The following is a 24,006-nucleotide window of genomic DNA, read 5'->3' as shown; positions in this document are numbered from 1 at the left end:
CTGTATCCCATAAACCTGAATGACAGGGGAGACGCTGATTTTGTCCAAGCTCATTATACAACAAAACGAGAGGAAAATCCAGTGGAAATCTTCCCCAATTTACAGAGAGCTTATCATCGTGCTGAAGCTGTCATTCAGGGTCTTGTCCTTGCCCGCATAGGAAACCCGGACCTTCACGTTCCCCACCCGAAAACAGTACGGGTCCTTTACCTGTTCCACATATGAGCGCACACGCTCCTCGAAAGGCAGGTTGTGGTCTACATGAACGGTGCGGATGTCCACCAGTTCGTCCAGGTCTTTTGCTGTCATTCTTTTTCTCTCTGCCATGTCGGTTGGCTCCTTTCTTTTTCCTAATATTGCCAATTCCCCGTTGGATTATGCACATATGGCCGGTTGGCCATATACAAGACTACACGGAGAAAAGCTCAGGATTACAACTCAAAAACAAAAATTTATCCTCTCCGGTGCCTGTGGCTAACAGGCCATAGGAATCCCACCTCCCCGCCTTCCTCATGGCCGGGCCGCGAATTACGGAAGTATCATTGTCCCGCTGCGGAGTCATCGCGTTGAGTTGGTGCCACCAACTCATACGTGCTTTTTAGAGAGAAAATTTGGAAATATTTTTTAGGATGTGCAGGAAAATATACTGGCGCAAATCCTCGTCCAACACACCGTTAATTCGGCTATAGCGGTTTATCAGGGGCATGTACAGTTCCACAACGTCCGCCAATGCCTCCTTATCACCCGCAACCGCCTTAGAGAGTACTTTAAAAAATATATCAGCAGCCATGATTTTCCCTCTTTTCCAAAGCTTCGCGCAGTTTTTTTAATCCCAGCGACCGCTGCTTGTAAACATACTGCACGGTGCATCCCATCTGATCCGCAATCTCCTGCGGGGTCATGTCGAATAGAAACAGCATGGTGATCACTTTTCTTTTTACTGGTGCTAACTTAGAGAAAGCATCTTCGACATACTCTTCCTCAAATGAAAATGATTCCGTGGCCGTCATCTCCGCAATCCAGTGGATTTCTCCTTCGTAGATGTCCGACTGCTCTTCGTGCAAATCCTCCAGTGAAATAGTATTTGCTACTCTTTCTTGCGATTTAAGGTAATTTAGACGTGCTCTATAGACCGTAACCTTCATCCATTTGGTAAACCGCGCCCTCAACTCGTCCCTTTCTGCGTTTTGCTGATACATGATGTGCTCCTTTCTGCCAGAACACACCATCAGAGCAGCCGAAACACAGAAACCCAGACACACCTTGATGGTATGCCTAGGCTCAAAATCAAAAGTTTATTGGTCTAACGATTCGCGGGATATCACCTCCTGGCCAGAAAAAAGCATAAAAGGCCACCCCACATTGCTGTGGGACAGCCTTTCGCCTCATAAAAAATCACATAGGTATGACTCTTTAGTGTGAATTTCCAAATAAGATAATTCCGCCATTTCCCTTCATTTATATATTATACACTAATAAATTCTAAAAATAAAGAATCTTAAATACATACACTCACTGTTAAACCATTAGTTTGTGTGAATCTTCCATTTTACTGAAATAAATCCAGGTTATCCAGCATTTCATTCACATCTGTATTCTCCTGTAAGGGAACCACTTTATCAGAGGCTTTTGTTTGGCCCAATTGCGCCTGCACCAGTTCCCTCACCATTCTTTCAATATCCCCGGGCTGGATGTTGTATGTGGCGTTTACCTCCACTTTGCATTTCGGGTTCTGCAAAGCCGGGTGGGCCTGCAAATACTCATCCAGTGCTGCAATGATGACAGCACTTTTCCGATTGCCCAGCCGTTCCAAGAGTTCTCCTGCCCGTATCTGCTCCTCCGTCTCCGCCGGGAATTGCAGCGTAAAACGGTACTTCCCATTCTTCCGCATGGCTTACCCCCTCAGCCTTGCAAGCTGTTTTTCTCCCAGCATCTCATAGCCCAGGGCGTTGGCATTGGGGGAGTCGATGAACTCGGCGTTGCCCACCAACGGGGACTCACTCAGATATGGCTGCAGGAGAATGCTGCCACCGCCAATGAAGATAGCAGGGTTGGCACGCAAATCCACCTGAAGCTCCCGGAGCTGGTTGAGGATGTCATTTGCATGGGATTGGGCCGCACGGAAGATTTCCTGCTTGACCTCCTCGGGCAAGTAAATCTTGCGCTCCTGTAACACCGCCGCGATATGCTCGTCCTCGATTTTCATATCATATTGCGTGCTGACCTTGCGGATGACATCGTTGTCCATGGTAATAACGCCCGTTTCCAGCGACCGGCAGAATTGCAGGTCAGGCTTGCCGTTTTGCAGGAGAAGGACATCTGTAGTGTAGCCGCCGATGTCGATAATGAAAAGGCGAAGGGTGTTCAGCACCATGCTGCTCTGGGGCACCACGGCCGCGAACGCTTGCGGGAATACCATCACCTGGTCAATGAGGATGGAATACGTGCGGTCTTTGTAGGTGAATTTTACCGTGCCGCTGCGCTTGAAGTAACCGGCAAACTTCTCCTTCAGACTGCCGTAATGCTCCGGCGGCAGGCCCACAGCCAGTTGGATGCGCTCGGTGGGCGAATAGTGACCCTTGCGCTCCAGCTCACGGGCAATGGCAAACAGGGTCAGGATGAAGTAGCGGTCATCCTGGGTTTTGTCCCGCATATAGTGGAGCCGTTTGCTGGCCAGCGTCCAGAATTTGCCGCCGTACTCCAGAATCTCATCGGACATGGGCGGCTTTACAGTGTGTTCGGTCAGGCCGGAGACAAAGGTGAACCGGGGTGTCTTGATGGCGTAGTTGCCGTGGTCGATTGCAATAAGCATAAGTACCTCCAAGAAGATTATTTGTTGTGATTACACGTCTTACTGTGCGCATTTGCAACGGGAATACGCAAAAATTTGCAAAAGAAAAAGAGCGGTTCTGAACCGCTCCTTCTCTTTACTGTATTTAGGTTGTCTTTATGAACCCATATTTTTCAGGCAGCTTTGGGTCCTGCTGCAGCATGGCCAATATCCTGCAAGCAGGCCCATTGGGCCGATTCCGACCGACTTCCCACGCCTCTACGGTCTTAGGAGAAACCCCCAGAAATTCAGCAAAAGTAACCTGGGTCATTTCCTGCCTGGAACGGATTTGCTTGATCATCTCCGGCGTATACGTCGAAAGAGGCTCAATTTCTTTTGATGAAACACGAACCGTCCGAAATGCACGCTTCCCCTCCGCGTGTTCCAAAGCTTCTCCCAAGCCTTTCATAATGCCTTCATAAACACTCATGCTGTGCCTCCCTCTTTCAGGGCCTTTTCAATCGCCCCAATCATCTTCTTGATTGCTTTCCGTTCTTCTTTTGTAAGATTATCTCTCTCACTCTTAGAATATGCACTGATTAAATATACTCTTTCACAAAACAGAAAATCAACATACGCTACGCGAGCACTGCCCCTTTTGCCTCTTCCTTCAAAAGGGAAACGAAGCTTCCGCAACCCACCGGTTTCCTTTATTACTGGTCCAATTTTGGGGTCAGACAATATCATACGCTGAAGCCTGAGAAGATCCATGTCAGTTAATCCCATGGATTTCCACTGCTTGTCAAACTCAGCAGTCATAACAAACTCCCGTATCATTCTATCCCCGCCTTCCATTTAAGTATACCCTATTCAATAGTAGTTGTCAACCTAGCCTTCCTGCAGAAAGAAAAAGGGCGGCATCTGCCAGCCCTTTCCCTCTATTTCTGTAACTTTGCCCAAATGAAATCATCCAGGCCCTTATAGCGCGGATCCCACACATAGGTGCCGTAACGGAAGCCCATGTGACCCAACAGGCTCAGAAGCTCATCATAGCCCTTCTGGACATACCAGTTCGTGCAGTAGTCCATATCAAAGGCCGTCTTGATTTCCCGTAAACCCACCTGCCGCAGCTCAGACAAAGCCTTTTCCAGCTTTGTCAGAGCATTCACACCGGGCACGGCTAAAACCGTCAGCCCGGTCAGAGCGTGGATAACATCGGCTTTCATGGGGCCTTCTGTCAACAGGATCGTCTCTTTGGGCTCCCCTGCCAAGTGTGTCCAGCCTTCAGCCCTACAGCCGCCGGAAAAACTCCCACTGGAAACCCAGCGGAACTTGCGCTTCTCTGTGTCGTCCAGCCGGACTTGCAACCCCTGCACCCGGCCCTGGATATCCTTCACAGGGATCAGTATCCCCGGGCGCTGGTGGACAAAGGCCCACTGGCCGGATTTTGTGCGGAAGAACCCTGGCACCCCGGCAAGCTGTGCGCCGTACCCCAGCAGGCGGTCGGCAATGGCAATGCCACTGCCAACAGGGATGGATTTGTATCCCAGCCGGACAATGTTGTCATCGGTCAAACCCCGGTTATGCAGGTTCTGCCGATGCCCGCCTGCCAATGTCAGCACGGACAGTAAGTCCTGATACGCCTTGTTCCGGGCCTCAATAGGTGCCAGCCGGTTTTCTCTGGGCTGCACCTGATCCTCCCAAGCGGCAGTCCGTTGGGGCGGGCTTATCCTCTCTATGATAGCCCTGCGTGCCTGCTCCCGGGGCGTGCCGGTAAACAGGGAGTACAGGTCAAAAATACCGCCTGCCTCCCCGCACCTTGCACAGCGGAACACCTCTTTCTTGAGGTTGATGTTCAGATGCTTGCCTTTGCCAGTATCACAACAGGGACAGGGTACATAGAAAGACGCTCTATCCGGGACGGGCAGCCCTAAAAGGGCCACCACATCCACCATGTAAATGCGCTCCATGTCAGGCGCTGGCTTTCAGAGCACAGTCCCGGATGAACTGCGCCGCTGTTTTAATCTCCTCGCCTCCGGTAAACTTCTCCGCGATCCACTTAATGGCCCCGGGGTCCAGCTTCAAGACCTCGCCCAAACTCTTCCCCTTGAACTTGACAATGGGACAGGGCACGTCCATGGCCTGTTTCAACTTTTCCTCCTGGGTCAGCTCTTTGGGGGCGGGGTCATCCACGATATACTCCGGGTCTGCCGGAAGCGGCTCACCCACATTCTCGAGGAACTCTTCCCCGGCAATAGCAAATTGAAGGCCGAAGCCCGCATTACGCAGAGCAACGCCAATAGCCGCCGTCTGCGCCCACTCTCTGGGGGAGACGCTGGGCTTGTCCTCGCACTTGCCACGGGAGGCTGTGGCTTCCGCCAAAAAGCAGTCCGCCGGGTCTTTGTAGCTGGGGTAGACGCGGGCCGTTGCCACGAAGCAGTCTTTACCGGGGGCCGCCTGCACCACAATCTTCCCCTCCGGGTACTTCAACCGGAACCAGGCAATCTGCGCCATGACGGGCAGGCGTTTACGTACTTCGCCGGTGGTCAGGTCAGTATAGTCCACGGCAAAGGGAGTTGGGTCGAAGCCTTCCACCTGATTGATTTTCTCGAAAACTGCTAAATTCAGCGCCATATCGGCACCTCCTCACAGATTGATGTAGGTGTTGCGGTACTGCATCCAAACAGGCAGCACCGTGTTCACATACTGGTTCACTGTATTTTTATACTGTTCCGGCTTGCTGGGGGCAAAGCTGGAAAAACGCTTCCGGCCGTCCTGCACCACCTTTTCAAAGGAAGCCAGGGCGGTGTCGCGCTTTTTCTGCCCGTCCTCGTCGGTCTTGGGGCCGAACCGGCGCTCGGTCAGCACAAAGCGGACGTAGGCGTCCACCATCTGGAAATGGTAGCCCAGCACCCTGGTGTCTAAGCTCATGGGCGCGGACTTGCAGAATGCCTGGAAGGTCTCAATGACGCAGATGCGGTAATTGAGCTCCTGCATCCGCACGACCTCCTTTGTGGGCAGGGTGTTGGCGGAAATGCTGTGATACATTTCCGTCTGCTTCTCCCGGTATGTTTGTAAAACGCTCGCCATAATTTTTGCCTCCTTATGAATTTTGTTGTAACCGCTGGGCCAGACAGGTGCCCCGCTTCTCGGTTTCCGTCTTGCTGATGGCCGTGTAGAGCGCCCGGCGCTCCCCCACCAGCGTGACTTTGCTTTTGCCGCGCGTGATAGCTGTATAAATCAGCGGCCGGTTCAGCATGATGTAGTGGGCTTTTTGCAGGTTGATGAGGACGGACTGGTACTCCGACCCCTGGGATTTGTGGACTGTGGAAGCATAGCCCCAGTCCAGCTTAGAGAGGCTTTCGGTGGAATAATTTACCGTCAGGCCGCCAAAGTCCACCTGAACCGTGGTGTCCTCGCCATAAGAAATGCGGGTGATATACCCCACATCCCCGTTGTTGACTTCCTCCGAGTTCTTTGTCTGCATGACCTTATCCCCCACCCGGAAAACGCGTTTGCCGCAATGGGCCTCCCGTTTTTCCGGGTCAGGCGGGTTCACCAGGTCACGCAGGCGGGCGTTGAGGGAGTCCGCCCCTGTCGCGGTTTTCTTGCGGTAGGGCGTGAGCAGGGCCACGTTGTCCAGGCCGTGCTTCTCCACTTCCCGCATATAAAGCTCTACGATTTTGTCAGCCGATTCCTGAATGGTGGGCGACTCCACAAGGGAGAAATCGTCTCCCCATTCCAGTGTCTTGTAACCATCGCGTATCAGCTTGGCGTTGGCCGCAATGCGGCTGCCCTCTTCCTGACGGAACACCTTATCCAGACGGGCCACAGGCACCTGTTCGCTGGCGATCATCTCGCTGAGCACCGCTCCCGGCCCCACAGAGGGAAGCTGGTCGGCATCGCCGATGAGCACCAGCTGGGAGCCCAGAGACACCGATTGCAGCAGGTAGTTGGCCAGATAAATATCCAGCATGGACACCTCGTCCACCAGTATCAGGTCTGCGTCGATGGGTTCAGGCTGGCCGTAGTCACCATCTTCGTTTGCCAGCAGATTCAAGGTCTTATGCACCGTATTGGCCGGGTGACCGGTGGATTGCTCCATTCTTCTTGCGGCCCGGCCCGTTGGGGCGCAGCAGCAAATCTTATGGTCCGGATGCTGGCGCTTGTAAATGTCCAGAATCGCCCGCTGGATCATGGTCTTGCCTGTGCCCGGGCCTCCCGTGATGATAGAAAGGCTTTGGGTTAGGGCCATCTTAACAGCCGTGCGCTGCTCCGGGGCAAAGTTCACCCCGAAGCGCCTTTCCGCATTATCCAGTTCCGCGTCCAGCTTGAGGCAGCCGGAAACGGGTATGCGCAGAAGCTGCTTAATACGGTTTGCCAGCTTTTGTTCCGCATGGGCCGCCTTTGTGCGGTACACGTTGGGCCCGAAGGTGACGAGCTGACCATTCTCCACCAGACGGGCGGCACGGTTGGCTATCATCATAAAGGTGAGTTTGGGCGTATCCAACAGCTTCTCACAGGCGCTTATGAAAGCGCGCTTTTCCATGCACAGATGACCGCAGCCCTCCGCGTCGGACAGTGTGTACAGCAGCGCCTGGTCTACCCTCTCCGTGGAGAGCGGGTCGATGCCCATGCTGCCGCCGATGGCGTCTGCGGTTTTGAAGCCGATGCCCGCCAGCTCGCACAGCCGGTAGGGGTGGTTCTTCACGATGTCCATGGTCTGCTCCTTGTACTCCTGGTAGAGCTTCACCGCTAGTCGGGGGCTTACGCCGTGGGGGGCCAAAAAAGCCACCACATCCCGGGCACCCCGGTTTACAAGGTAGGACTCCTGGATGGTTTTGAGCTTGCTCTCGCTGATGCCTTTGATTTCCAGCAGACGCTGGGGTTCTTTGTCCAGCACGTCCAGGGCTTTCAGGCCGAAGGCATCGTAAATGCGCTCCGCCATTTTGGGGCCGATGCCCTTGATCTGCCCGGACGAAAGATAGGCGATGACGCCCTCCTTCGTGGGCACCAGCACTTCTTCATAGCGGTCAACCTCAAATTGCAGGCCGTGCTTAGCGCTGCGGCTCCACTGACCCTGTATGTCAAAGCGCAGGTCGGAGGCCGTGGGCAGGCAGTAGCCTACTGCCTTGACCCTGTCCAATGTGTTCCCGGCCATGTCCCGGATCTTCTCGCAGGGCCGGTACATAGCCACCATATAGCTGGACGGGTCGGGGCTGGACGGATAAATCAGCCGTTCAAATTCACATAACAATCGTTGTCCCTCCTATTTGGGTTCTATCGACACCTTCACCTTCCGGCTCTCGGACGCTTTCAGCACCTCTGCGTAAACAGACGGATACTTGGCTTTCAGCGCCTTGGAGTCCGGGCGGCGGGTGGTTTTTGTGACAAAATCAATCAAAAATTTGTCCTTGGTGGTTTCCAGAACTGCGTGTTCGTGGGCCTGCATAATTTCCGCGATGCGCACGCTGTGGGCCTCCACCTCTTTTTCGTACTGCTTAATCTCTTTATTGCAATCCGCGATTTTGCCCTGAAGCAACGCAATCTTGCGCAGGGCCGGCTCGTACTTTGTAGAGAATTCCAGGGTAGGCAGCGCCTTTTGGCTGGCGCCGTAAATCCTTGCCAGCGATTCCATCGCCACCCTGGGGGCCACGTCCGCCATGGTGGGCGGTTTATCATGCTCCAGGCTCCAGACCCACTCCTCCAGGCGTTCAAAAATCATGTCCTCTTTGACCCGGTCACGGGTGATTTCCGGGATTGCAATGTCGATGTCCGGATTGTTGCCCCAGATGGCCGAAAACGCGCCCAGTTCCACATCTGCCACTGCCATATAGAAGCGCAGCTGCAGCTCATAGTGCAACGGGATGGCATCATTGGCCCAATCAGCGGCTTTGTGGTAGGTGCAGGACTTGCACTCCAGGATACCCGGCTCGCCCATGGGATCGATGAACCGGCGGTCAAAGTTTGCCAGGGCGTAGGGATGGTCGGCGTGCTGGTAGAGATTGGTGTCATCCATGACCGTATGCCCCGTCTTTTTCGCGTACCAGTGGGCGGCGATGGGCTCCAACAGGTGCCCCATTTCAAGCTGCCCGCCATTGGGTTTTGGTGCAGGCTTCATCTGCCCCTTTTTGATCTTCCACAGCTCCAGCGGGGTCATCCAGGGGGACAACCCAAAAATAGTTGCCACATCGCTGCCGCCTACAGTGTAGGGAATATCCCCCAAAGGGCCGTGCATCCGTGCTGCCAGCCAATCTTTTTCGCTCATACCTGCGGTGTCGCAGAGGATTTTCGGTGCCGCCATCAGTAGTCCACCCCCTTCGCCAGATCAAAATCTGACCAGCGCAGGGTGAGCGCACGGGCCATATTTTCTTCCACGGCCAGCAGCTTGCCCTCCGGTGCGCCCTGTGTCTTGAGGATGAAGGGGATCTCCTGCATGGCAAAGTACACGTCATGGGCCGTAGCGGAACCACCGCCCAAAGCCATTTCGTACATGGAGATGGCTTCCAGTGCCGCCTTCTTGGGCAGGCTCAGTTTTTTGCACACCCGGGTCATGGCGTTGATGGGGTAGTCCAGCTCCACGTCCAGCAGCTTTTGCAGTTTGCCCACCAAGTCGCCAAACTGGGCAAACACCTGATCTAAGGCATTCTCAAAATCCTTGACCGTATGTCCTTTGCGGTGGTCTACTGCCACGCACTCGCCGATATGGATGGGGTACTGCCCACCTACCAGCAGGGCCGAGACTTTTGCAGAGGCCACGCCCGTGTCCGAAGTCATGAACCGGATGCCGGGCGTGAGCTTTGCCGCCAAAGCACTTTTTCCCTGGGCTGCCAGCAATTTTGCATAGGAACCCAGCAGATCGTCCTTTTGATCGGGCATTGACCAGGCCGCACTGACTACAGAATGGTCGCAGTAGCCGTTTTCAAATTTGTTCCCGGGGAAACGCTCGTCCAGCTTGGCCTTCAGGGTCCGCAGCAGCTCATTGACTGGCAGGACGGAATAATCCGATTCCCCGCCGGCATGGACTGCCGACACTTTTTCATTCCGGATGAGCAGCAGTGCATCGTCACCATGCTCCTTCAGGCAGGCGTTGATGATGTCGGCCAAGGTATCACGCTTGAGTTTGGCCAGTACCGAACCGCTGATTTTGGCCCTGCCCAGCAGGCTTTTGTAAGCCGTATCCCGGACGGGATAGTACCCCTCTGCCATGCGCATGGCAAGGCCCAGGTTCTGGGCGGTGTCCTTTACCGCGTTCAGGCTGACGCCATGGGCGAAGGAAGAAAGGTCGCTATAGAGCGGCGCTTTCGTGTCCAGGGGCTCCACATGCAGGCTCTTGACCTGGCAGCGCTCCCACTGGCTGTGTTTGTTCTGCTCCTCGTGATAGCCCAGCATGGCCGGGAAATCCGGGAAGGTGGCGAAATAGTTGTCATTACACGTTGACATTTTCAGGGCTCCTTTCGGTTGATAAAATAGAAAAAGGCAGCGGCTCCCAGAGGAGTGCTGCCTTTTTGCCAGTTGCCCGGCCCGAAAAATTTTGCACAGAAACAAAAAAGTGCCATCTCGCCCTTTGGCAAAATGACACTGTGTAACTCGTTGACTGTGTTCGCTTTCCGAACCGGATACTGTTGTAGCTATTTTATCAGGTTTGGCGGAAAATGTCAATCTCTCCAGCCCTGCTTTTCCCTCTCACTTTTCTGCGCCTGCCGCATCAAAACATTCACGACTTCCAGGATATTGCTTCGCGCTTCTATGGGCAGTTTGTTCAACTCAATAAATATTTCACCCGAATATCTTTCCATGGAACCCTCCACAACATCGCAAAAGACTTCATCCGCAGAGGCCCCAAGGCAATTCAATAATCTGACCAGTTTTTCAAAACGAGGAAATCTTTCTCCACGTTCCACCAAAGAAATATATGTAGTAGGCAATTTTGCCATTTCTGCAAGCTCCTGTTGGGTGATCCCCAACCGCTCTCGACACTCTTTGAAGCGGTTTCCAAATCGTTTGTCTGTCATGTACCTGCTCCTATCTCGTAAAAAGAATTTACTTTTAAGAGATAGTATAGCTTGTTTTCAACCACACATACAGAACCGGAAAAGTATTTTATATCTGTTAAAGAATCAGGTTTCATAACAAAATTTCAAAAGGGAAGGGCACTGGAAAACACCAGTGCCCTCAATCATTTACTTATCTAACAAACCTTTGTATTTTTCCCTGTCTTCTGAGGGGACATTCAGCGCATCCATTGCTTTCTCCGCTGAGAGCCCTAAATTCATCATCAAAGCCTTCAAATCCTCTAAAAGCTTTTGGGTTTGGCCTTCCGTGCGGCCAGCCCAGCGCTCGTCCCGCATTTTCATTGCCAGTGTCATATATTCCAGCTCCCTTCCACTGTTGTGCTTAATGTCATGGACAGCTTGATCGATTTGCATCAAATACTTTGACTTGGTAACATCAAAAGCTTCGCCAGTATACCCTGCTCGGATATAACGCAGGAATCCCAGCACTTCCGGATTGGCATTCCCCACTGTGAAACCAGCATTCAGGATGAATACGTGGGAGCCATCGTCATATGGAATATTCGGTGCATCTTTGATGTGGCTCTCCCTCTCATAGACAGCCAAACCCGCCTTGAAATAGTCTTGAGTACAGAGGAAAATCACATAGCTGTTGGACATTTGCTCATAATCTTCCCCAGCCTCCAAGGTGTGCCGGTCGATACCGCTTTGGTAGTAACGGGCACGCATCTCCAACTTCCGATGCAAGGTGTTTTGTACTTCCACATCATATTTGGTGTGATTTTCATCCTCCAGATAAACATCCAAACGGATACCATGGGCATCGTATTCATCCTTCAGGTCTTTTTGTTTGTCGATTACCACCACTCGGGCGATTTCTTTTCCAAGCAGAGCCTCCAAAAAAGGCTTGATGTTATCTGGCTGCCGCATCACTTCGCCGAAGATAAAATCATCTGCCAGCGTGAGGTCTTGAAATTTTTTGACAGGCATACTGTATGCCCTCCCTATTTTATTCACTTATAGTATAGTCTTTTTTTTGCCATTTTGCAAGGTCTGGCTATCTGTTTCCTTGCTTTTACTGGTTTGCCTACCTTTTTTATGTCTACATGCAAAAGCTTCCAGGCCGTCCAAGCCAATATCTTCGTTTGATACACCCCTAGCCCGCCGTTTCCGGCATCGCTTCAGAGCCGCATCATAGTTGTAGCCAATGGCGCTGGCATACTTTCCTGCGATTTTCCGGCATCTGGCGGCATGGAGATTGAAGATGGCTCCATGTACCTCTGTCAACTCCCGAGTTGTAACGGCCCTTTCCAAAAGAGCCGCATAGTCCCGCAGAGCATTGACAATCACATAGATATCGCCAAGACAGGTACGGATTTCTTTTTCCTGATGCTCGCTACTACTCTTAGGCAGCTGCATGAACTGCAGCACAGTTCCCTGCCCCATGCCATCCACCTCGGTCATTTCCACGGTTTCCGTGGTCAGACCCGTGATGTTTTTTCAATATTCATTGCTTTCCCCCCTTATAATTTAATGTGCTTTTTCACAACCGCCGTCAGCTTGGCAGGCAGCTTCTCTAAATCCGTGATATCCAGAAAAGAATCCCCGTATATCCGCTGGATGCTGGGCTTGTCCTCGCCAATGGCCGCTGCCACAAATATAACGCCCTTCCGCTGGTACTCCTGCTTGATACCGCGCAAATCCTCCTCGGCGGCAGTACCGTCATACCCCATATCGGCAGGCTGGCCGTCCGAAACCAGAATCAGCAGCTTCACAGCCTCCTGGCGCTTGGAAAGAGCCTCGGCCACATAGCGCAATGCCGCGCCGTCCCGGTTGTTGTTTCGGTCACAAATATCCATCAAACGGTATTTGTCATCCCGGTCGAAGCCATCGAACTCGGCGTAGGAGTACATTTCTACGGTATTCCCACGCCCATCGCGGCCCGTGGAATGCCCATAGACCATGACAGGGATCTCCAGCCCCTCGCAGAAATCATGGAGGATAATGGCAGCAGCCCGGGCATAGGTGGCACGATCCGCACTCCACATGGAGCCGGATTCGTCCACCAGCAGGCCCACCGCCAGTTCGGGTATCTCATTGGGCAGGGCGGTCTTGTAGAACACCTTGCCGTCATTACGGCACAGGGCGTGGGTGTCCAGGCGCCTGCCCATGACGAGGCCGGTCTGCTTACCGCCGCGCCGATGCTCCTTCAACTCTTTGGTGATACTCCGCTGAAGCTGCCGGGAGATGGTGACCAGTCTAGGAGCCACTTCGTTGTACTGCTCCACCAACTGCTCATCCACACGGGCCATGCGGTTGATACGCATATGCACGCCTGCATGGATATCCCCGTAAGCAATATTATTGGCCATCTCATTGAGTTCCTTGAGCCGGTCATTTTCCAACTGCTCGCAGGCGGCGCGTTCCGCCATTTTGTCCAGCACCCGCTCAATATCAGAAGCAGCTTTGTCATACTGCTCCCTCGCATAATCATCATTGCGCTCGATGGCGCCGTCGTGGGGCTCATACAGGGAATCCGTCTGGTGGTAGGGGATACGGCCGCCTTCTTCGGCAGACACGTCCCGCTTGCCTTCTTCACCAGAGCCACCCACCAGCAAAGGCTGTTCTTCCTCCGCATCCGCATGAGTTTCTTCTCGGTTTTCGGCGGTAGCGGAGGGCGTCTCCCCATCTGCATCTTCCGAGACAGGGGCACCGCCCGTGCCAATAGCTGTTATGCCGGACAGCCCGCCCAGACGCTTGGAGACTTCTTCCACCACAGACGCAGTTTCCTCTGCCCTGGCCTTCAAAAGCTCGCAATAGCTTTCAATATAGTCCCAGCAGCGCACCAGAATGAGATTGGCGGTATTCAGGCGGGTCTTGATGGAGTGGTCGGATACCGCCCGGTCAAGCTCGTTTATAAGGCCAAAGGTCATTTGGATGCGTTCATCGCTCAAGGGCTCGTCGCCATACTTGATTTGCCCAAACTTCACATAGCCGAGCATGATTTGCAGGATGCTTTCCAGAATGTGAAAGCATCCATCTTCTTCTGCCTCCTTCATCTGGGTGACAGTAAGCATCTCCTCAAACTGATTCTTACGCATGATATCCAGCCCAAAGCCCAGGGTGCCAGGGAAATCCACCAGCATACGGTTCTCCACATAGCCGTCTTCCAGCATATTCATAATATAACGCACCACGGTCTGCACGGCGTTCAGATTCTTCTCGTCTGTCTTGAGGTATGCCCACAGGGCTTTCTCATGGGCAAAATCATCAGATGTGCGCAGGGCAGGCGGTTCCGGGTACCACACCCCTCGGCCCAAGTAGTTTGTGTGGGTCTGGGACGTGAGGAAATCTGTATAGAGCACATGGCCCAGCTCATGGGCAAAAATCCCGCACACGAGTTGATAGCGCTCCATCCGCCCTTTGATTTTTGTAACAAAGCTGTTCCCCGTATTGATTTTGATAAATGTATTGTCGGTGCAGGCCGTCTCCGGGGATTCCGGCTCCCAGTCCAGCTGCACCCGCACACGCCGGTTATAATGGTAGCGCCGGGTCTGAGCTGCCGCCATGTCCTCAAAATGCCCGGCCAGGGTACGACTGGTGAAAAACTGGCGGTCCGTAATTTTGCTGCGCTTTTCGTTCAGCAGCTTCTTGACTAATTTATGATTCACTCTTGCCATGAGTGGCAAACCTCCTTTATAGAGGAAAAGCCGAGCATAGCCCGGCTTCCCTTTTTACTCTTCTATCTCGAAACCATTTTCCCGCAGCACGTCCAGTGAGCAGAACGTCACCCGCACCCCCTGGGGCACATGGGTCATGCCCCGGTCGGAGGATCTCTTCGCCAGCTTCATCAGGGTAAATTTCATAGCGATGTTCAGGTGCGTGCGCAGGCTGGCCCCGGCAGATGGGTTGTAGGTCTCAATGGCCTGCATCCCCCGGATGAGCAGTTCCTGCTTTACGTCCTCTACCTCCATGCGCGTGGCAGCCACCAGCGGCCAGTTGTCGCGGATGATGTAGCCGGGCAGATCCATGTACTTTTCCAGCAGCTCATTGCGCCGTGTCTCCCTATATGTTTTTTCGATTGTGATCATTTTTACACTCCCTTTTTATTATGCTGTCCTGCGTCTTGGGCTGAAGATCGGCTCCAGTACCGAGCTGACCAGCGCCTCCCGGTCGATTTCATCGGAAGTCGCCTTGCTGATGATGGTGTATAGCGCGGACTGGTACACATCGCCCGTTATCTCCGCACTGACAATCCAATCGATCAGGCTGCGCATACCATAGGAGCCATCTGAAATGCTGTTTTTGCGGCAATACTCCGCCAAATCGTTCACCACCTGCACCATCTGGCCCACCTGATATTCGTCGGTGGCCCCGGTAACGGACATAGCCCGCTGCACCATGACCTCCGGCGTGGGCAGCTCTACGTCCCGTACCAGGCTCATGCGGTCAATCACAGACTGGTTCAGGCCCCGGCACCCCTCATAGCTGATGTTGGTGGTGACCACCACAACCGCGTCCGGGTGCCGCTGGATAATTTCACCAGTGGGCAGGGTAATACTGCCGGACTGCTCCAGCAGGGAGTTCAGCCCCACCAGCACGCCCGGTTGGACGATGGTGGACGGCTCCTGAATTTCAATCACATAGCCGTTTTTCAGCGCCTGGATGAAGTCTGTCTCCACATAGCGGTAGGTCTGCCCGTGGGACTGACTCTCTTCCGTTCGCTGCGATAATTGCCGCACCTTATCTGTCACCAGATTCATGACCACGCCCATACATTCCTGAGCGGTAGCCGTTTCTTTCTCCATGCCCGTCAGCGATTGGTACACCCCCGCCGGGTCATAGTCCATATCATCCAGCCCAGGCAGGCCCATGAGCTTTGCCACATTTTCATAGGTGATACCGCCCATGCTTTCCAGCTCTGCTTTTTCCCTGTCCAAAGCAGCATCCCCAGTGGAGCTACTCTCGGAGTCAGGGAAAATCATGCCCACAAAGTCAAAAACCTCCGTGTTGGCAGAGCAGGTGTACTTTTTATAGGGTAAATGCAACCCGGCGGCGATCGCCTTTGCGCCCATGGTTTTGCCTGTACCGGCCGGGCCCCGCAGCAGGAAATTCCGCATCTGCGCGGGCTTGCCAGTGGTAGCTTGGGCGTGTTTGCAGATATCCACCACCTCGGGCGGAATGATGTACCACTCGGGCAGTTCCGGGATAAGCGTCTGCTCCTGGGGGCTGAAGGCCCTGGGATGCAGTTCGTATTTGCCCACAAAATCGCTGTGTTCTACCATGATCCCAGCCTTTTTGATGGTGGCAGGCCCGGTCCTGGCAAAGATGTCAAACTCGCCCGCCACAACGCTGGTTGGGGTAAACGTCCCCGCGTCCAGCTGGGCCTGGGAGACCCGCATCAGATTGCCGGACTTGTCCACCTTGACTTTAACGTGGGCCTCGCAGGTCTCGTCTTTGACACGGCGGTACACGTTGTCGCAAAGAATCGCCATGTTGTTTACAGCAGCGTTCATGTCCGGGAAGCCGCTGTCATACTGCTCGTAATACTTTTCAAAGGTGTCCTGGAACTCGCTGTCCCGGGAGAGTACCGGGAACATAGCCATCACAACGGCAGCGCCGTCACGGTTGGAGGTATTCAGGACGTAGCTCTCGAAAGTCTCGGTGTCCTTGTTAAAGATGTTCGCCAGGATATCCCCGGTGTCGCCGTTGTACACCACCAGATGGTAGGTGTCCGGGCCCATAGCGGATTTGTACTCCGCCACCGTGCGGTGGTCAATGACACCCACCGCGCCATCTCCGCCGCGCATACTGGCGCACACGGCGTTTACGGCCTTAATGACCGTGGCGCAAAGCGTGGACTGTGTGCCGTCCCCATACTTGGAAGCAACCGGAACTTTTTTGTTAGGCAGGGTGTCGAATGGTGCCGGCAGGGGCCGGGAAAAGTTGAATAGATTATTGAGCGCGCTCATGTTGTACCATCTCCTCTGTTGTGTTGATTTTGATGCCTTCTGCCACGACCCGCGCCGAAGGGAATCCATGCCGACGCAGTTCTTCGCAGATATCTTGCCAGCTTTCCCGCACGGGCAGCTCGGATTCTGTAAGGATCAGGTCTGTGATGCCGCCCTGTGTGGCCTCGGCGCAGCGTTCCTCCAAAGCGAAGGCGTTGGCGTCCACCCACTGGAAGGCCAGCAGATTGTAATTGTTGGGGGCGGGTTCCTGCTCCGGTTCAGCCGAAGTCTCGAAGCGCAGAGCGATAACCCTGCCGTCCAGCAGTACAGCCCTGGCCCGGCGATACCCACCAGCGTGGTTCAACAGGATGTGCATGGGCAGACTCTTGTTGACCTGCCTTTTGGCATCCGCAGACTCCCACACCCAACGGGCACCCGGGTACTCCTGGGCTACCAGCTCGCTGACCCTCTGGCAGGCCGCCGCGTAAACGGTCTGCTCTTCTTCCACATTCATGGTTTTTCGGACGGGCAGGGGCTCCAATGGCGTAAGCTGAGGTCGTTCCGTGTACTGCACTACCGCTCGGATGATGAAAAAAATCCCCACCCCCAGCAGCGCCAGCACAAAGGGCCACAGCCGCAGAAGGTAGCAGGTCAGGATCAGCCAGCCGATGACGCACAGCTTGTCCCTGAGCCCTCTTTGCTTTGTCTGTTGCATAGTGTCCACCTTTCTTTTGGACGCAAAAAAGCGCACAACAAGCAAAAATACTCATTGTGCGCCTTCTACACGCCCGGTTTCATTGTTACATCTCGTCAAAGAACGAGCCGCCGAAAGGTTCGTAACCAGTGAACTCACCAGCAGGCTCTTCCTGTTTGGCGGGAGGTGCAGCCTTCGGTTTGGAATCGTCCTTTTCAGACTGGCCCTTGCCGCCTGCATACTCGATATCCTCCACAACGATGAACACCGATTTGCGGTTTTCGCCGTCCTTGTCTGTCCAGGACTCTTCGTCCAGACGGCCCCGCAGGTTGATGAAGGACTTTTCCTTGAGCTGCATTTTCTCGATCCGGTCCGGCATATCGCCGAAGCCCTTGACCGGGAAATTCACCCAGCGGGATTTGTCATCCGCCTGTGGGTCAAAGACCTTTTTGCCGATCCGGAACCAGACAGCCTTGCCCGATTCTGCGAACTTGATGGCCGGTTCATCGTTGAACCCCTTGGACACAACGGCTCCTGTGATGATGACTTCTAACATACTTACTCCTTTCTGGCGGATATCCGCCACATAAAAATTTCAGCCTCATGGCTCCGGGAAATAAAAAAAGTGCCACTCCGCCTTTTCGGCAAAATGACACTGTGTAACTCGTTGACTGTGATTTCCCGGAGAAACCATGAAACTGTTGTACACACTATAACACATTTGCAGGGAAAGGTCAATCACTTTCTCGCTCCAGGGCGATGCAGGTAGAGAGGCGGTACAGGCCGTCCTGCTCGTAGAGGGGAGTATCGGGCAGCAGGTAAAGGTTGACAGCATCATCGACACGCAGCCCTTTTATTGGTTTCCCCACTAAAATTTGTATGCGCTTGCCCTCCACATCTATAAGGATACGCCTGTGCTTCTCGATTTCCACACAGACACCATGCAGGCACAGATAGTCACTAGCGATGGCCCGCAGGAACAGCCCGGTCCCGCTTACAAGTAGGACACCTCCCGCCATGAGACCCGGCAGGCACAGCAAAATATTCTGGGACAAAATCAGACCAAAAATGGCCAGGACAACGCCCAGAACCACTTGACTTGCTATCTGCTTCCGTAAAGCACAGGGTAGCTTTTTGAATTTCTCCCTCATAAGACATACAACAGAGCCACGCAGGCACCAATCACGACCAGAAGGCAGGCTACAACAGCGATCACCTTCTTGACGATGCCGAAATCCAGACCTTCCCGGCGCTTGTCTGCGTCGAGGGGGATGCGGTCATCATAGTAGCCGTCATAGTCATCTTCAGGTGGTTCAGGGGCGGGTTTGGGGTGCTTCCTTGCTTTAGTGGATTTGGGTTTCTTTTCCTTTTTGGCACGCTCCAGCAGGGCCTTCCCGCACGCCGGGCAAAAAGAAAAGGCGCCGTCTGATACGACAGCGCCGCAATAGGGGCAGTATTTCATGTACTTTTTCCTCCTTGATAAAATAAAAGCTGGCCTCATTCCTGGGGCCAACTTTGCACAATATCATTATAGCAGATTTCCTTTTTCGTGTCACTACCTTAGAATAGGCAAATTATAGGCAACTTTTTCTCACAGAGTTTATTGCAGAAAAACCGGGGTCAAATCCATCACACAATCCTCCAGAATCTGCACAGGCATTTTCTCCCCGGGCAGGCCCACCTCTTTGGGCGTGTAGTAGCCGTTTTCCAAAATGAAAGACTGGGCCGTTTTCCCCTCCGGGTCTACGATCCAATACTCCCGCACCCCGGCCTTGCGGTACAGGTTGAACTTCACCACACGGTCGTGACGCTGGGTGGACGGCGAAAGGATCTCAATAATCAAATCCGGCGCACCTTTGCAGCCTAAGTCATCCAACTTGGAAGAGTCGCAGATAACGGAAATGTCCGGCTGCACCACGGTATCCATGTCCTCGGGGGCATCCCCGTCCCGCTCAAACAGCCGTACATCAAAGGGCGCGGCGTAGATCCGGCAGGTCTTGCCCTGCAAATACCTATGCAACTGCGCAAACAACTCACCGCTGACCTCCTGATGCACCCGCCGGGGCGAGGCCAGCAGCACCGCTTCGCCGTCTATCAATTCATAGCGCTCCCCTTCGTCCCACTCTAACAAGTCTGCAAACGTGTACGTTTCTATTTTTTTCTCCGCCAGTGCCATGCCACAACCTCCGTCCTTCTGCTTTTCTATTATTATAGCAGTTTCCTACCCATTTAGCAACAGAAAACCGGGAACCCACAAGGATTCCCGGCCCAGCCTGTTAAAACATACTCATATCATCATATTTTGTCTCCGGTGGAGCTTCCATCCTCGCAGGGGCCTCCTGCTTCTTTTGCACAGGCTTTTCCGCCTGCCGCGCATACCACGCAGCCAGCCAAGCCTCATAGTGGGCCTTTGTGGTCAGCATGAACCCGCTGAAAACATCCCAGCTCATGCTGACCGCCACATGGTTCTCCGGGTTATTCCCAAAGCGCGGCACGATCAGCCCGGTCTTGTTGGTTTCCCCGGGGCCGCTGTTGGCGACAAACAGGAAATCCGCGTTTTTGCCACAGTGCAGCTCCGCCGTCCGGGACAGGCTCTTGCCGTCTGAGCGGGCACGGCCTATGCGCTGCAGCTTCTCAGCTGAGGTGCCGCCCAGGCACTTATACAGCGGTGCTTTCTCCTCCGATTTCTTCATCTGAACCAGCCTGTGGCGCATCTCACCGGAGGTCAACTTGCGACACAACTCCAGAAATTCATCCACTGCTATGTAGATGTGCACGGAATTGGTCTGCCGCTGGCCTGCCGGGAGCTTCATGTCATAGGTAGCAAAGCCCAGATGTACTTTGCCGAACTCGAAGGCGTCACGCAGGCTTTCCACAAAGCAGTTGCGGGCATCTTTGCGGATGATTTGGTATTGGTTGCGGTTATCGTCCATTTTGTGTACCTCCATGTTGTTGAAAATAAAAAGCACACAAAGGCGAGTATCCCCTGTGTGCTTTTGCTTATAGAGCTGATTTTGTGTTTAAGAGCCTGTCAATCCGTCCGTGCGTAATCTATGACGGCAATCTCCTGCATCAATTTTTGTACGGATGCGATAATCCTTTCTAAACGCTTGATCACATCTGTCGTATAAAGAGTTTCATCACACTCGCTGCATTTATAGCATGGCACATTGCGAACGATAATCAGGCAGCCGCTAGAATCCGTCACGTTGGTTGTAACGCCTTTATCGATAAAAGCTTTGCACTTAGGGCATTTTATGATAGCATCAGTCTGCGCTTTCATATTTGTGAAGCCCTTCTTCCCACAATTCCACAAGAGCCGTCTCCTTACCGCTAAAAAGCTAGTTTTATTGACTGCATTATATGTCACATCGCTGAAGAAGTCAATCTCCTTCTTTTGCCAACTGTTTTAACGCAGCCAGTAAAGTTACGATATTCCTTCGGTACTGCTCCATAAAGGGCTTATCCAAATCAATATCCCCATACCTGTACCAGAGAAACAGCACCAGCGCCTGCTTTTGTTTTTCTGGAGAGATTTTGTTCAAGAGCCGTGCAATCTCAGGGGTCGAGCCAAAATCCATGTCATAAAACTCTTTGTCCTCTTTGGTAAAGACGCTTTTCATCCACCGCTTGACCTGTATCTGGCCGCCCTTAAAATGATGGGCCTGCTCCAGAGCAAGAAGGTAATCATACTTGCCATCACCCTTTGGCTCCAACGCGAACGGGTATAACCGGCAGGCATGGGGCTTTGCGGGATGAATCGTGCAATGGTTGTCCTTGAGGAAGATGCAGGCATCATCTGGCCCAGTTGTTTTGAGCATATAGACACTGTACCCACACTCGTGTAAGGGAACGATTTCTGCGTATCGTGCGTAAACATCGTCCAGGGTATTGATTTGCTCACCCCTGCTTCGCAGGTGCTTTGCCAACCGAAACGCGTCCAATGTGTTCAACGGTACGGTTTCGTGCAAATGACGGCAGCAGTTACCGCAGCGTTTACAGTGAAAGTCTACCCGCTCGGACGGGGAAACGGGTCTTGCCTGAAACGGCCTATCCATCATTTTCCGCCTCCCATTTTGCGATGTACGCCCGGATGTCCTCCACGGCCTGCAAAAGAGTTTTGCAGAGACTCTGGAAGTCGCCATCTGGCAAGACCTCAATGCCTACCAGCCACAAGCCCTCGGGCGTAATCAGAGTGTGCTGCCATGTCATGGAAAGATTCTTTTTTATCAGCTGCAAAGGCAAATACAGCCCCAGGCAGGTGACCGTCCTATCCCCCTCATCGGGCAGGGCATCTTCCCATGCCTCTTTGGGGGCGTCGGTCGCTTCCAGCAGGGCACACACCTGCGAAAGAGGCATATGGTAGCCGGGGAACTGTATGTCCCAATAGCTGTCATCGCCATAGCAAGCCATGCACGCCAGCCGGAAGCCTAAAATCTTTTCCATTTCGTCGGCTATGATTTCGCCAACCTCGTCCCATGTGAGCCGATACGCCCGTTTTTCTGTCAATTTCATAATCAAAACCTCCATAAAAATGGGAAAGCGGGACAGTCATCTGTCCCGCTCCCTTTGTGCCTGTTCAGGCCAGCATCGCTTCAAATTCTTCCTCGGTCAAGGTGGTCACGCCCAACTGCTGGGCTTTGGTCAGCTTGCTGCCAGCCTTCTCGCCCACAATGAGGTAATCGGTCTTTTTGCTCACTGAGGAGCCGGGCTTGGCACCCAGTTCCAACAGTTTCATCTGGATGCCGTCACGGGTGTAATTGACCAGCTTGCCGGTGGCTACCACGGTTTTGCCTGCGAAGGGGTTATTTGTGTTTGTCATGTCATAAGTCTCCTTTATAAATGTAATGTGATGGAGTAGCGGACGCCAAAGCTTTTCTTCCTCTTTGTCCGCGTACCATTTATAGATGTTGTTGTGCATGGTCTCGCCGAAATCGGGCAGCGACGTGAAATCAAAGCCTTTTTTGATGGCCTGCTCGAAAGCGTCCCAGTCTCCGCCGAAAACCTTGTTCAAATCACGCCCGGCGTGGCGGCCCACCATGGGGATGCCCAGCCCGGCGATAAATTTTGCCAGCGTACAGCAGCGGCTCTTGTCAATGGACGCCTGCAGGCGCCCGTAGGACTTCGCACCGAAGCCCTCTGTGTGGATGATTTCCTCCTTGTAACGCTCCAGCGTGTACAGGTCGCCAAAATTGCGGATCCAGCCATGGCCTATGAATTTCTCCAGGGTCGTGGCGGACAGGCCCTCAATGTCCATGCGGGTCTTTTCGCAGAAATGGGCAAACTTCTGCACCAACTTGGCGGCGCAATGGGGATTGTGGCAATGGAGCTGCCGGGTTCCCCCGGAGGTTGTCTCCACAGACAGCGGCTCACCGCAGCAGGGGCAGGTCGCAGGCAGACGGAACGTACCGCTCTTTGTGAGGTTTTCCGCGATTTGCGGGATGATCATATTGGCCTTGTAGACCTGGATGGTATCGCCCACACCAAGCTGGAATCCCTCGAAGATGTCAAGATTATGGAGGTAGGCACGGCTGACGGTCGCGCCATCCATCTCTACCGGTTCAAACAGGCCGGTGATACTCACCATGCCCGTGCGGGTAGTAGCCAGCTCCACGCCCAGAAATTTTGTCTCGAACAGCTCGTCCTTCCATTTGAGCGCGATAAGGCGGTTCTCATGGTGGCCGGTTGCGCCCAGGCTTTTGCCATAGGCGATGTCATTATACTCCAGGATGAGTCCGTCTACCGGGTAGGCATAACGTGCCGGATTCATCGCCGTTATCGCAAGGTTTACACTCCTTGTGTCCGGGTTTGGAAGCAGCCTATGCGGTACAACATCAAACCCGTTCTGGTCTAAGAACGCCAGCTGCTCCATTTTGGTGGCAAACTGCAAATCTGTTACCAGGTCGAACGCAACGAACTCCAGCAGCCTCTTTTTCGATTCTGCCGGGTCCAGCTTACGCACGCTGCCCGCCGCCAGGTTGCGCGGGTGGGTATAGGGTTCCTCCAGGTCCGCGTTGATCTTCTCGAAATTCTCCCAGGAGATGACTCCCTCACCGCGTACCTCGAAAGGCTCGATGGAGGGAACGGCCAGCGGAACATTAAGGAATGTGCGCACCGTGTGGGTCACGTCCTCGCCGATGATGCCCTCCCGGCCTCGGGTGATGGCCTGCTGCAATTTGCCGCCCTCGTAGCGAAGCACCAGGGTCAGGCCGTCCATTTTCCAGGAGAGAACCACTCCCCGGCCGTCGGCAAAACGCACTAAATCATCCATGGACTTGGTTTTATCTGCCGAAAGCATGGGGCGGGTGTGGCGCACCGGGGTGAGCCCTGCCATGATTTCACCCGGCACGGTCTGGGTGGGTGAGCCGGAGAGAATGAGGCCCGTTTCAGATTCCCGTTCCTTCAGCTCGTCTACCAACTGGTCGTACTCCCGGTCGGTCATGATGGGGGTATCGTCCCGGTAGTAGGCGGTGTCTGCTGTGCGTATCTTTGTGATGAGAGCCCTCATACGGCTGGTTTTTGTCTCAAAATCCATTTGTTTTTACTCCTTTATTTTTGATTTTATATGCACGGGGG

29 protein-coding genes are annotated in these 24,006 nt (G+C 53.6%); all 29 read right to left on the bottom strand.

Annotated elements, in window-relative coordinates; genetic code table 11:
• Positions 1–99 precede the first annotated feature (99 nt).
• The 29 genes from VSQ30_RS02815 to ligA all read right to left on the bottom strand — a co-directional run bounded on the left by VSQ30_RS02815 (position 100) and on the right by ligA (position 23,965).
• A complete protein-coding gene (locus VSQ30_RS02815) occupies positions 100–327 on the bottom strand; it encodes a DUF6870 family protein (protein WP_334461846.1) in 228 nt (75 codons plus the stop codon).
• Positions 328–598: 271 nt separating this feature from the next.
• Positions 599–790, bottom strand: coding sequence for a helix-turn-helix domain-containing protein (locus VSQ30_RS02810; RefSeq protein ID WP_334461845.1), 192 nt, complete (start codon positions 788–790; stop codon positions 599–601).
• A complete protein-coding gene (locus VSQ30_RS02805) occupies positions 780–1,199 on the bottom strand; it encodes an RNA polymerase sigma factor (RefSeq protein ID WP_334461844.1) in 420 nt (139 codons plus the stop codon). The genes VSQ30_RS02810 and VSQ30_RS02805 overlap by 11 nt, the downstream gene beginning before the upstream one ends.
• A 350-nt stretch (positions 1,200–1,549) precedes the next feature.
• On the bottom strand, positions 1,550–1,891 hold the full coding sequence (locus VSQ30_RS02800; RefSeq protein ID WP_334461842.1) for a hypothetical protein: 342 nt from the start codon (positions 1,889–1,891) through the stop codon (positions 1,550–1,552).
• A 3-nt stretch (positions 1,892–1,894) separates the two neighbouring features.
• Positions 1,895–2,812, bottom strand: coding sequence for a ParM/StbA family protein (locus tag VSQ30_RS02795; protein WP_334461841.1), 918 nt, complete (start codon positions 2,810–2,812; stop codon positions 1,895–1,897).
• 124 nt (positions 2,813–2,936) lie between these two features.
• Positions 2,937–3,260: a helix-turn-helix domain-containing protein gene (locus VSQ30_RS02790; protein WP_334461839.1), complete on the bottom strand. Its 324-nt coding sequence runs from the start codon at positions 3,258–3,260 to the stop codon at positions 2,937–2,939.
• Positions 3,257–3,607, bottom strand: coding sequence for a type II toxin-antitoxin system RelE/ParE family toxin (locus VSQ30_RS02785; protein ID WP_334461837.1), 351 nt, complete (start codon positions 3,605–3,607; stop codon positions 3,257–3,259). The genes VSQ30_RS02790 and VSQ30_RS02785 overlap by 4 nt, the downstream gene beginning before the upstream one ends.
• 101 nt (positions 3,608–3,708) lie before the next feature.
• On the bottom strand, positions 3,709–4,740 hold the full coding sequence (locus tag VSQ30_RS02780) for a DUF3854 domain-containing protein (protein ID WP_334461836.1): 1,032 nt from the start codon (positions 4,738–4,740) through the stop codon (positions 3,709–3,711).
• Position 4,741: 1 nt separating this feature from the next.
• Positions 4,742–5,404: a hypothetical protein gene (locus tag VSQ30_RS02775; RefSeq protein ID WP_334461834.1), complete on the bottom strand. Its 663-nt coding sequence runs from the start codon at positions 5,402–5,404 to the stop codon at positions 4,742–4,744.
• A 12-nt stretch (positions 5,405–5,416) separates the two neighbouring features.
• Positions 5,417–5,860, bottom strand: a complete 444-nt coding sequence (locus VSQ30_RS02770; RefSeq protein WP_334461832.1) for a hypothetical protein — start codon at positions 5,858–5,860, stop codon at positions 5,417–5,419.
• A 13-nt stretch (positions 5,861–5,873) separates the two neighbouring features.
• Positions 5,874–8,027, bottom strand: coding sequence for an SF1B family DNA helicase RecD2 (recD2, locus tag VSQ30_RS02765; protein ID WP_334461829.1), 2,154 nt, complete (start codon positions 8,025–8,027; stop codon positions 5,874–5,876).
• Positions 8,028–8,039: 12 nt separating this feature from the next.
• Positions 8,040–9,074: a YqaJ viral recombinase family nuclease gene (locus VSQ30_RS02760; protein ID WP_334461827.1), complete on the bottom strand. Its 1,035-nt coding sequence runs from the start codon at positions 9,072–9,074 to the stop codon at positions 8,040–8,042.
• Positions 9,074–10,213: a hypothetical protein gene (locus VSQ30_RS02755; protein WP_334461825.1), complete on the bottom strand. Its 1,140-nt coding sequence runs from the start codon at positions 10,211–10,213 to the stop codon at positions 9,074–9,076. Before VSQ30_RS02755 ends, VSQ30_RS02760 begins: the two co-directional genes overlap by 1 nt.
• 215 nt (positions 10,214–10,428) lie before the next feature.
• A complete protein-coding gene (locus VSQ30_RS02750) occupies positions 10,429–10,785 on the bottom strand; it encodes a helix-turn-helix domain-containing protein (RefSeq protein WP_334461824.1) in 357 nt (118 codons plus the stop codon).
• Positions 10,786–10,953: 168 nt separating this feature from the next.
• On the bottom strand, positions 10,954–11,775 hold the full coding sequence (locus VSQ30_RS02745; RefSeq protein WP_334461822.1) for an Rpn family recombination-promoting nuclease/putative transposase: 822 nt from the start codon (positions 11,773–11,775) through the stop codon (positions 10,954–10,956).
• Between the two features lie 27 nt (positions 11,776–11,802).
• The gene (locus tag VSQ30_RS02740; protein ID WP_334461821.1) at positions 11,803–12,216 is read right to left on the bottom strand and encodes a hypothetical protein; all 414 of its coding nucleotides are present in this window, start codon (positions 12,214–12,216) and stop codon (positions 11,803–11,805) included.
• Between the two features lie 92 nt (positions 12,217–12,308).
• Positions 12,309–14,465, bottom strand: coding sequence for a vWA domain-containing protein (locus VSQ30_RS02735; RefSeq protein ID WP_334461819.1), 2,157 nt, complete (start codon positions 14,463–14,465; stop codon positions 12,309–12,311).
• Positions 14,466–14,519: 54 nt separating this feature from the next.
• Positions 14,520–14,876, bottom strand: coding sequence for a hypothetical protein (locus tag VSQ30_RS02730; RefSeq protein ID WP_334461817.1), 357 nt, complete (start codon positions 14,874–14,876; stop codon positions 14,520–14,522).
• Positions 14,877–14,894: 18 nt separating this feature from the next.
• The gene (locus VSQ30_RS02725) at positions 14,895–16,757 is read right to left on the bottom strand and encodes a P-loop NTPase family protein (protein WP_334461816.1); all 1,863 of its coding nucleotides are present in this window, start codon (positions 16,755–16,757) and stop codon (positions 14,895–14,897) included.
• Positions 16,741–17,451 carry a hypothetical protein gene (locus VSQ30_RS02720; protein ID WP_334461815.1) on the bottom strand — a complete coding sequence of 237 codons (711 nt, stop codon included), beginning with the start codon at positions 17,449–17,451 and terminating at the stop codon, positions 16,741–16,743. The genes VSQ30_RS02725 and VSQ30_RS02720 overlap by 17 nt, the downstream gene beginning before the upstream one ends.
• An 85-nt stretch (positions 17,452–17,536) precedes the next feature.
• Entirely contained in the window at positions 17,537–17,986 is a 450-nt protein-coding gene (locus VSQ30_RS02715; protein ID WP_334461814.1) for a single-stranded DNA-binding protein, read from the bottom strand.
• Between the two features lie 178 nt (positions 17,987–18,164).
• Positions 18,165–18,581, bottom strand: a complete 417-nt coding sequence (locus tag VSQ30_RS02710) for a hypothetical protein (RefSeq protein ID WP_334461812.1) — start codon at positions 18,579–18,581, stop codon at positions 18,165–18,167.
• A complete protein-coding gene (locus VSQ30_RS02705; RefSeq protein WP_334461810.1) occupies positions 18,578–18,892 on the bottom strand; it encodes a hypothetical protein in 315 nt (104 codons plus the stop codon). The genes VSQ30_RS02710 and VSQ30_RS02705 overlap by 4 nt, the downstream gene beginning before the upstream one ends.
• Positions 18,893–19,030: 138 nt before the next feature.
• Entirely contained in the window at positions 19,031–19,606 is a 576-nt protein-coding gene (locus VSQ30_RS02700; RefSeq protein ID WP_334461809.1) for a Uma2 family endonuclease, read from the bottom strand.
• 100 nt (positions 19,607–19,706) lie between these two features.
• A complete protein-coding gene (locus tag VSQ30_RS02695; protein WP_334461806.1) occupies positions 19,707–20,363 on the bottom strand; it encodes a hypothetical protein in 657 nt (218 codons plus the stop codon).
• Between the two features lie 98 nt (positions 20,364–20,461).
• Positions 20,462–20,713 (bottom strand): type II toxin-antitoxin system MqsA family antitoxin, encoded by a 252-nt coding sequence (locus tag VSQ30_RS02690; RefSeq protein ID WP_334461804.1) that lies wholly within the window; start codon positions 20,711–20,713, stop codon positions 20,462–20,464.
• A gap of 100 nt (positions 20,714–20,813) precedes the next feature.
• On the bottom strand, positions 20,814–21,488 hold the full coding sequence (locus VSQ30_RS02685; protein ID WP_334464782.1) for a YkgJ family cysteine cluster protein: 675 nt from the start codon (positions 21,486–21,488) through the stop codon (positions 20,814–20,816).
• Positions 21,481–21,945, bottom strand: a complete 465-nt coding sequence (locus tag VSQ30_RS02680; RefSeq protein ID WP_334461802.1) for a hypothetical protein — start codon at positions 21,943–21,945, stop codon at positions 21,481–21,483. Before VSQ30_RS02680 ends, VSQ30_RS02685 begins: the two co-directional genes overlap by 8 nt.
• A 64-nt stretch (positions 21,946–22,009) precedes the next feature.
• Positions 22,010–23,965: an NAD-dependent DNA ligase LigA gene (gene ligA / locus VSQ30_RS02675; protein WP_334461801.1), complete on the bottom strand. Its 1,956-nt coding sequence runs from the start codon at positions 23,963–23,965 to the stop codon at positions 22,010–22,012.
• Positions 23,966–24,006 lie beyond the last annotated feature (41 nt).

Origin of the sequence: Acutalibacter sp. JLR.KK004, from assembly GCF_036941085.1 — a bacterium.
Taxonomy (GTDB): domain Bacteria; phylum Bacillota; class Clostridia; order Oscillospirales; family Acutalibacteraceae; genus Acutalibacter.
The sequence above is the reverse complement of the archived record's forward strand: the minus strand, read 5'-3'. Positions and strand labels throughout refer to the sequence as shown.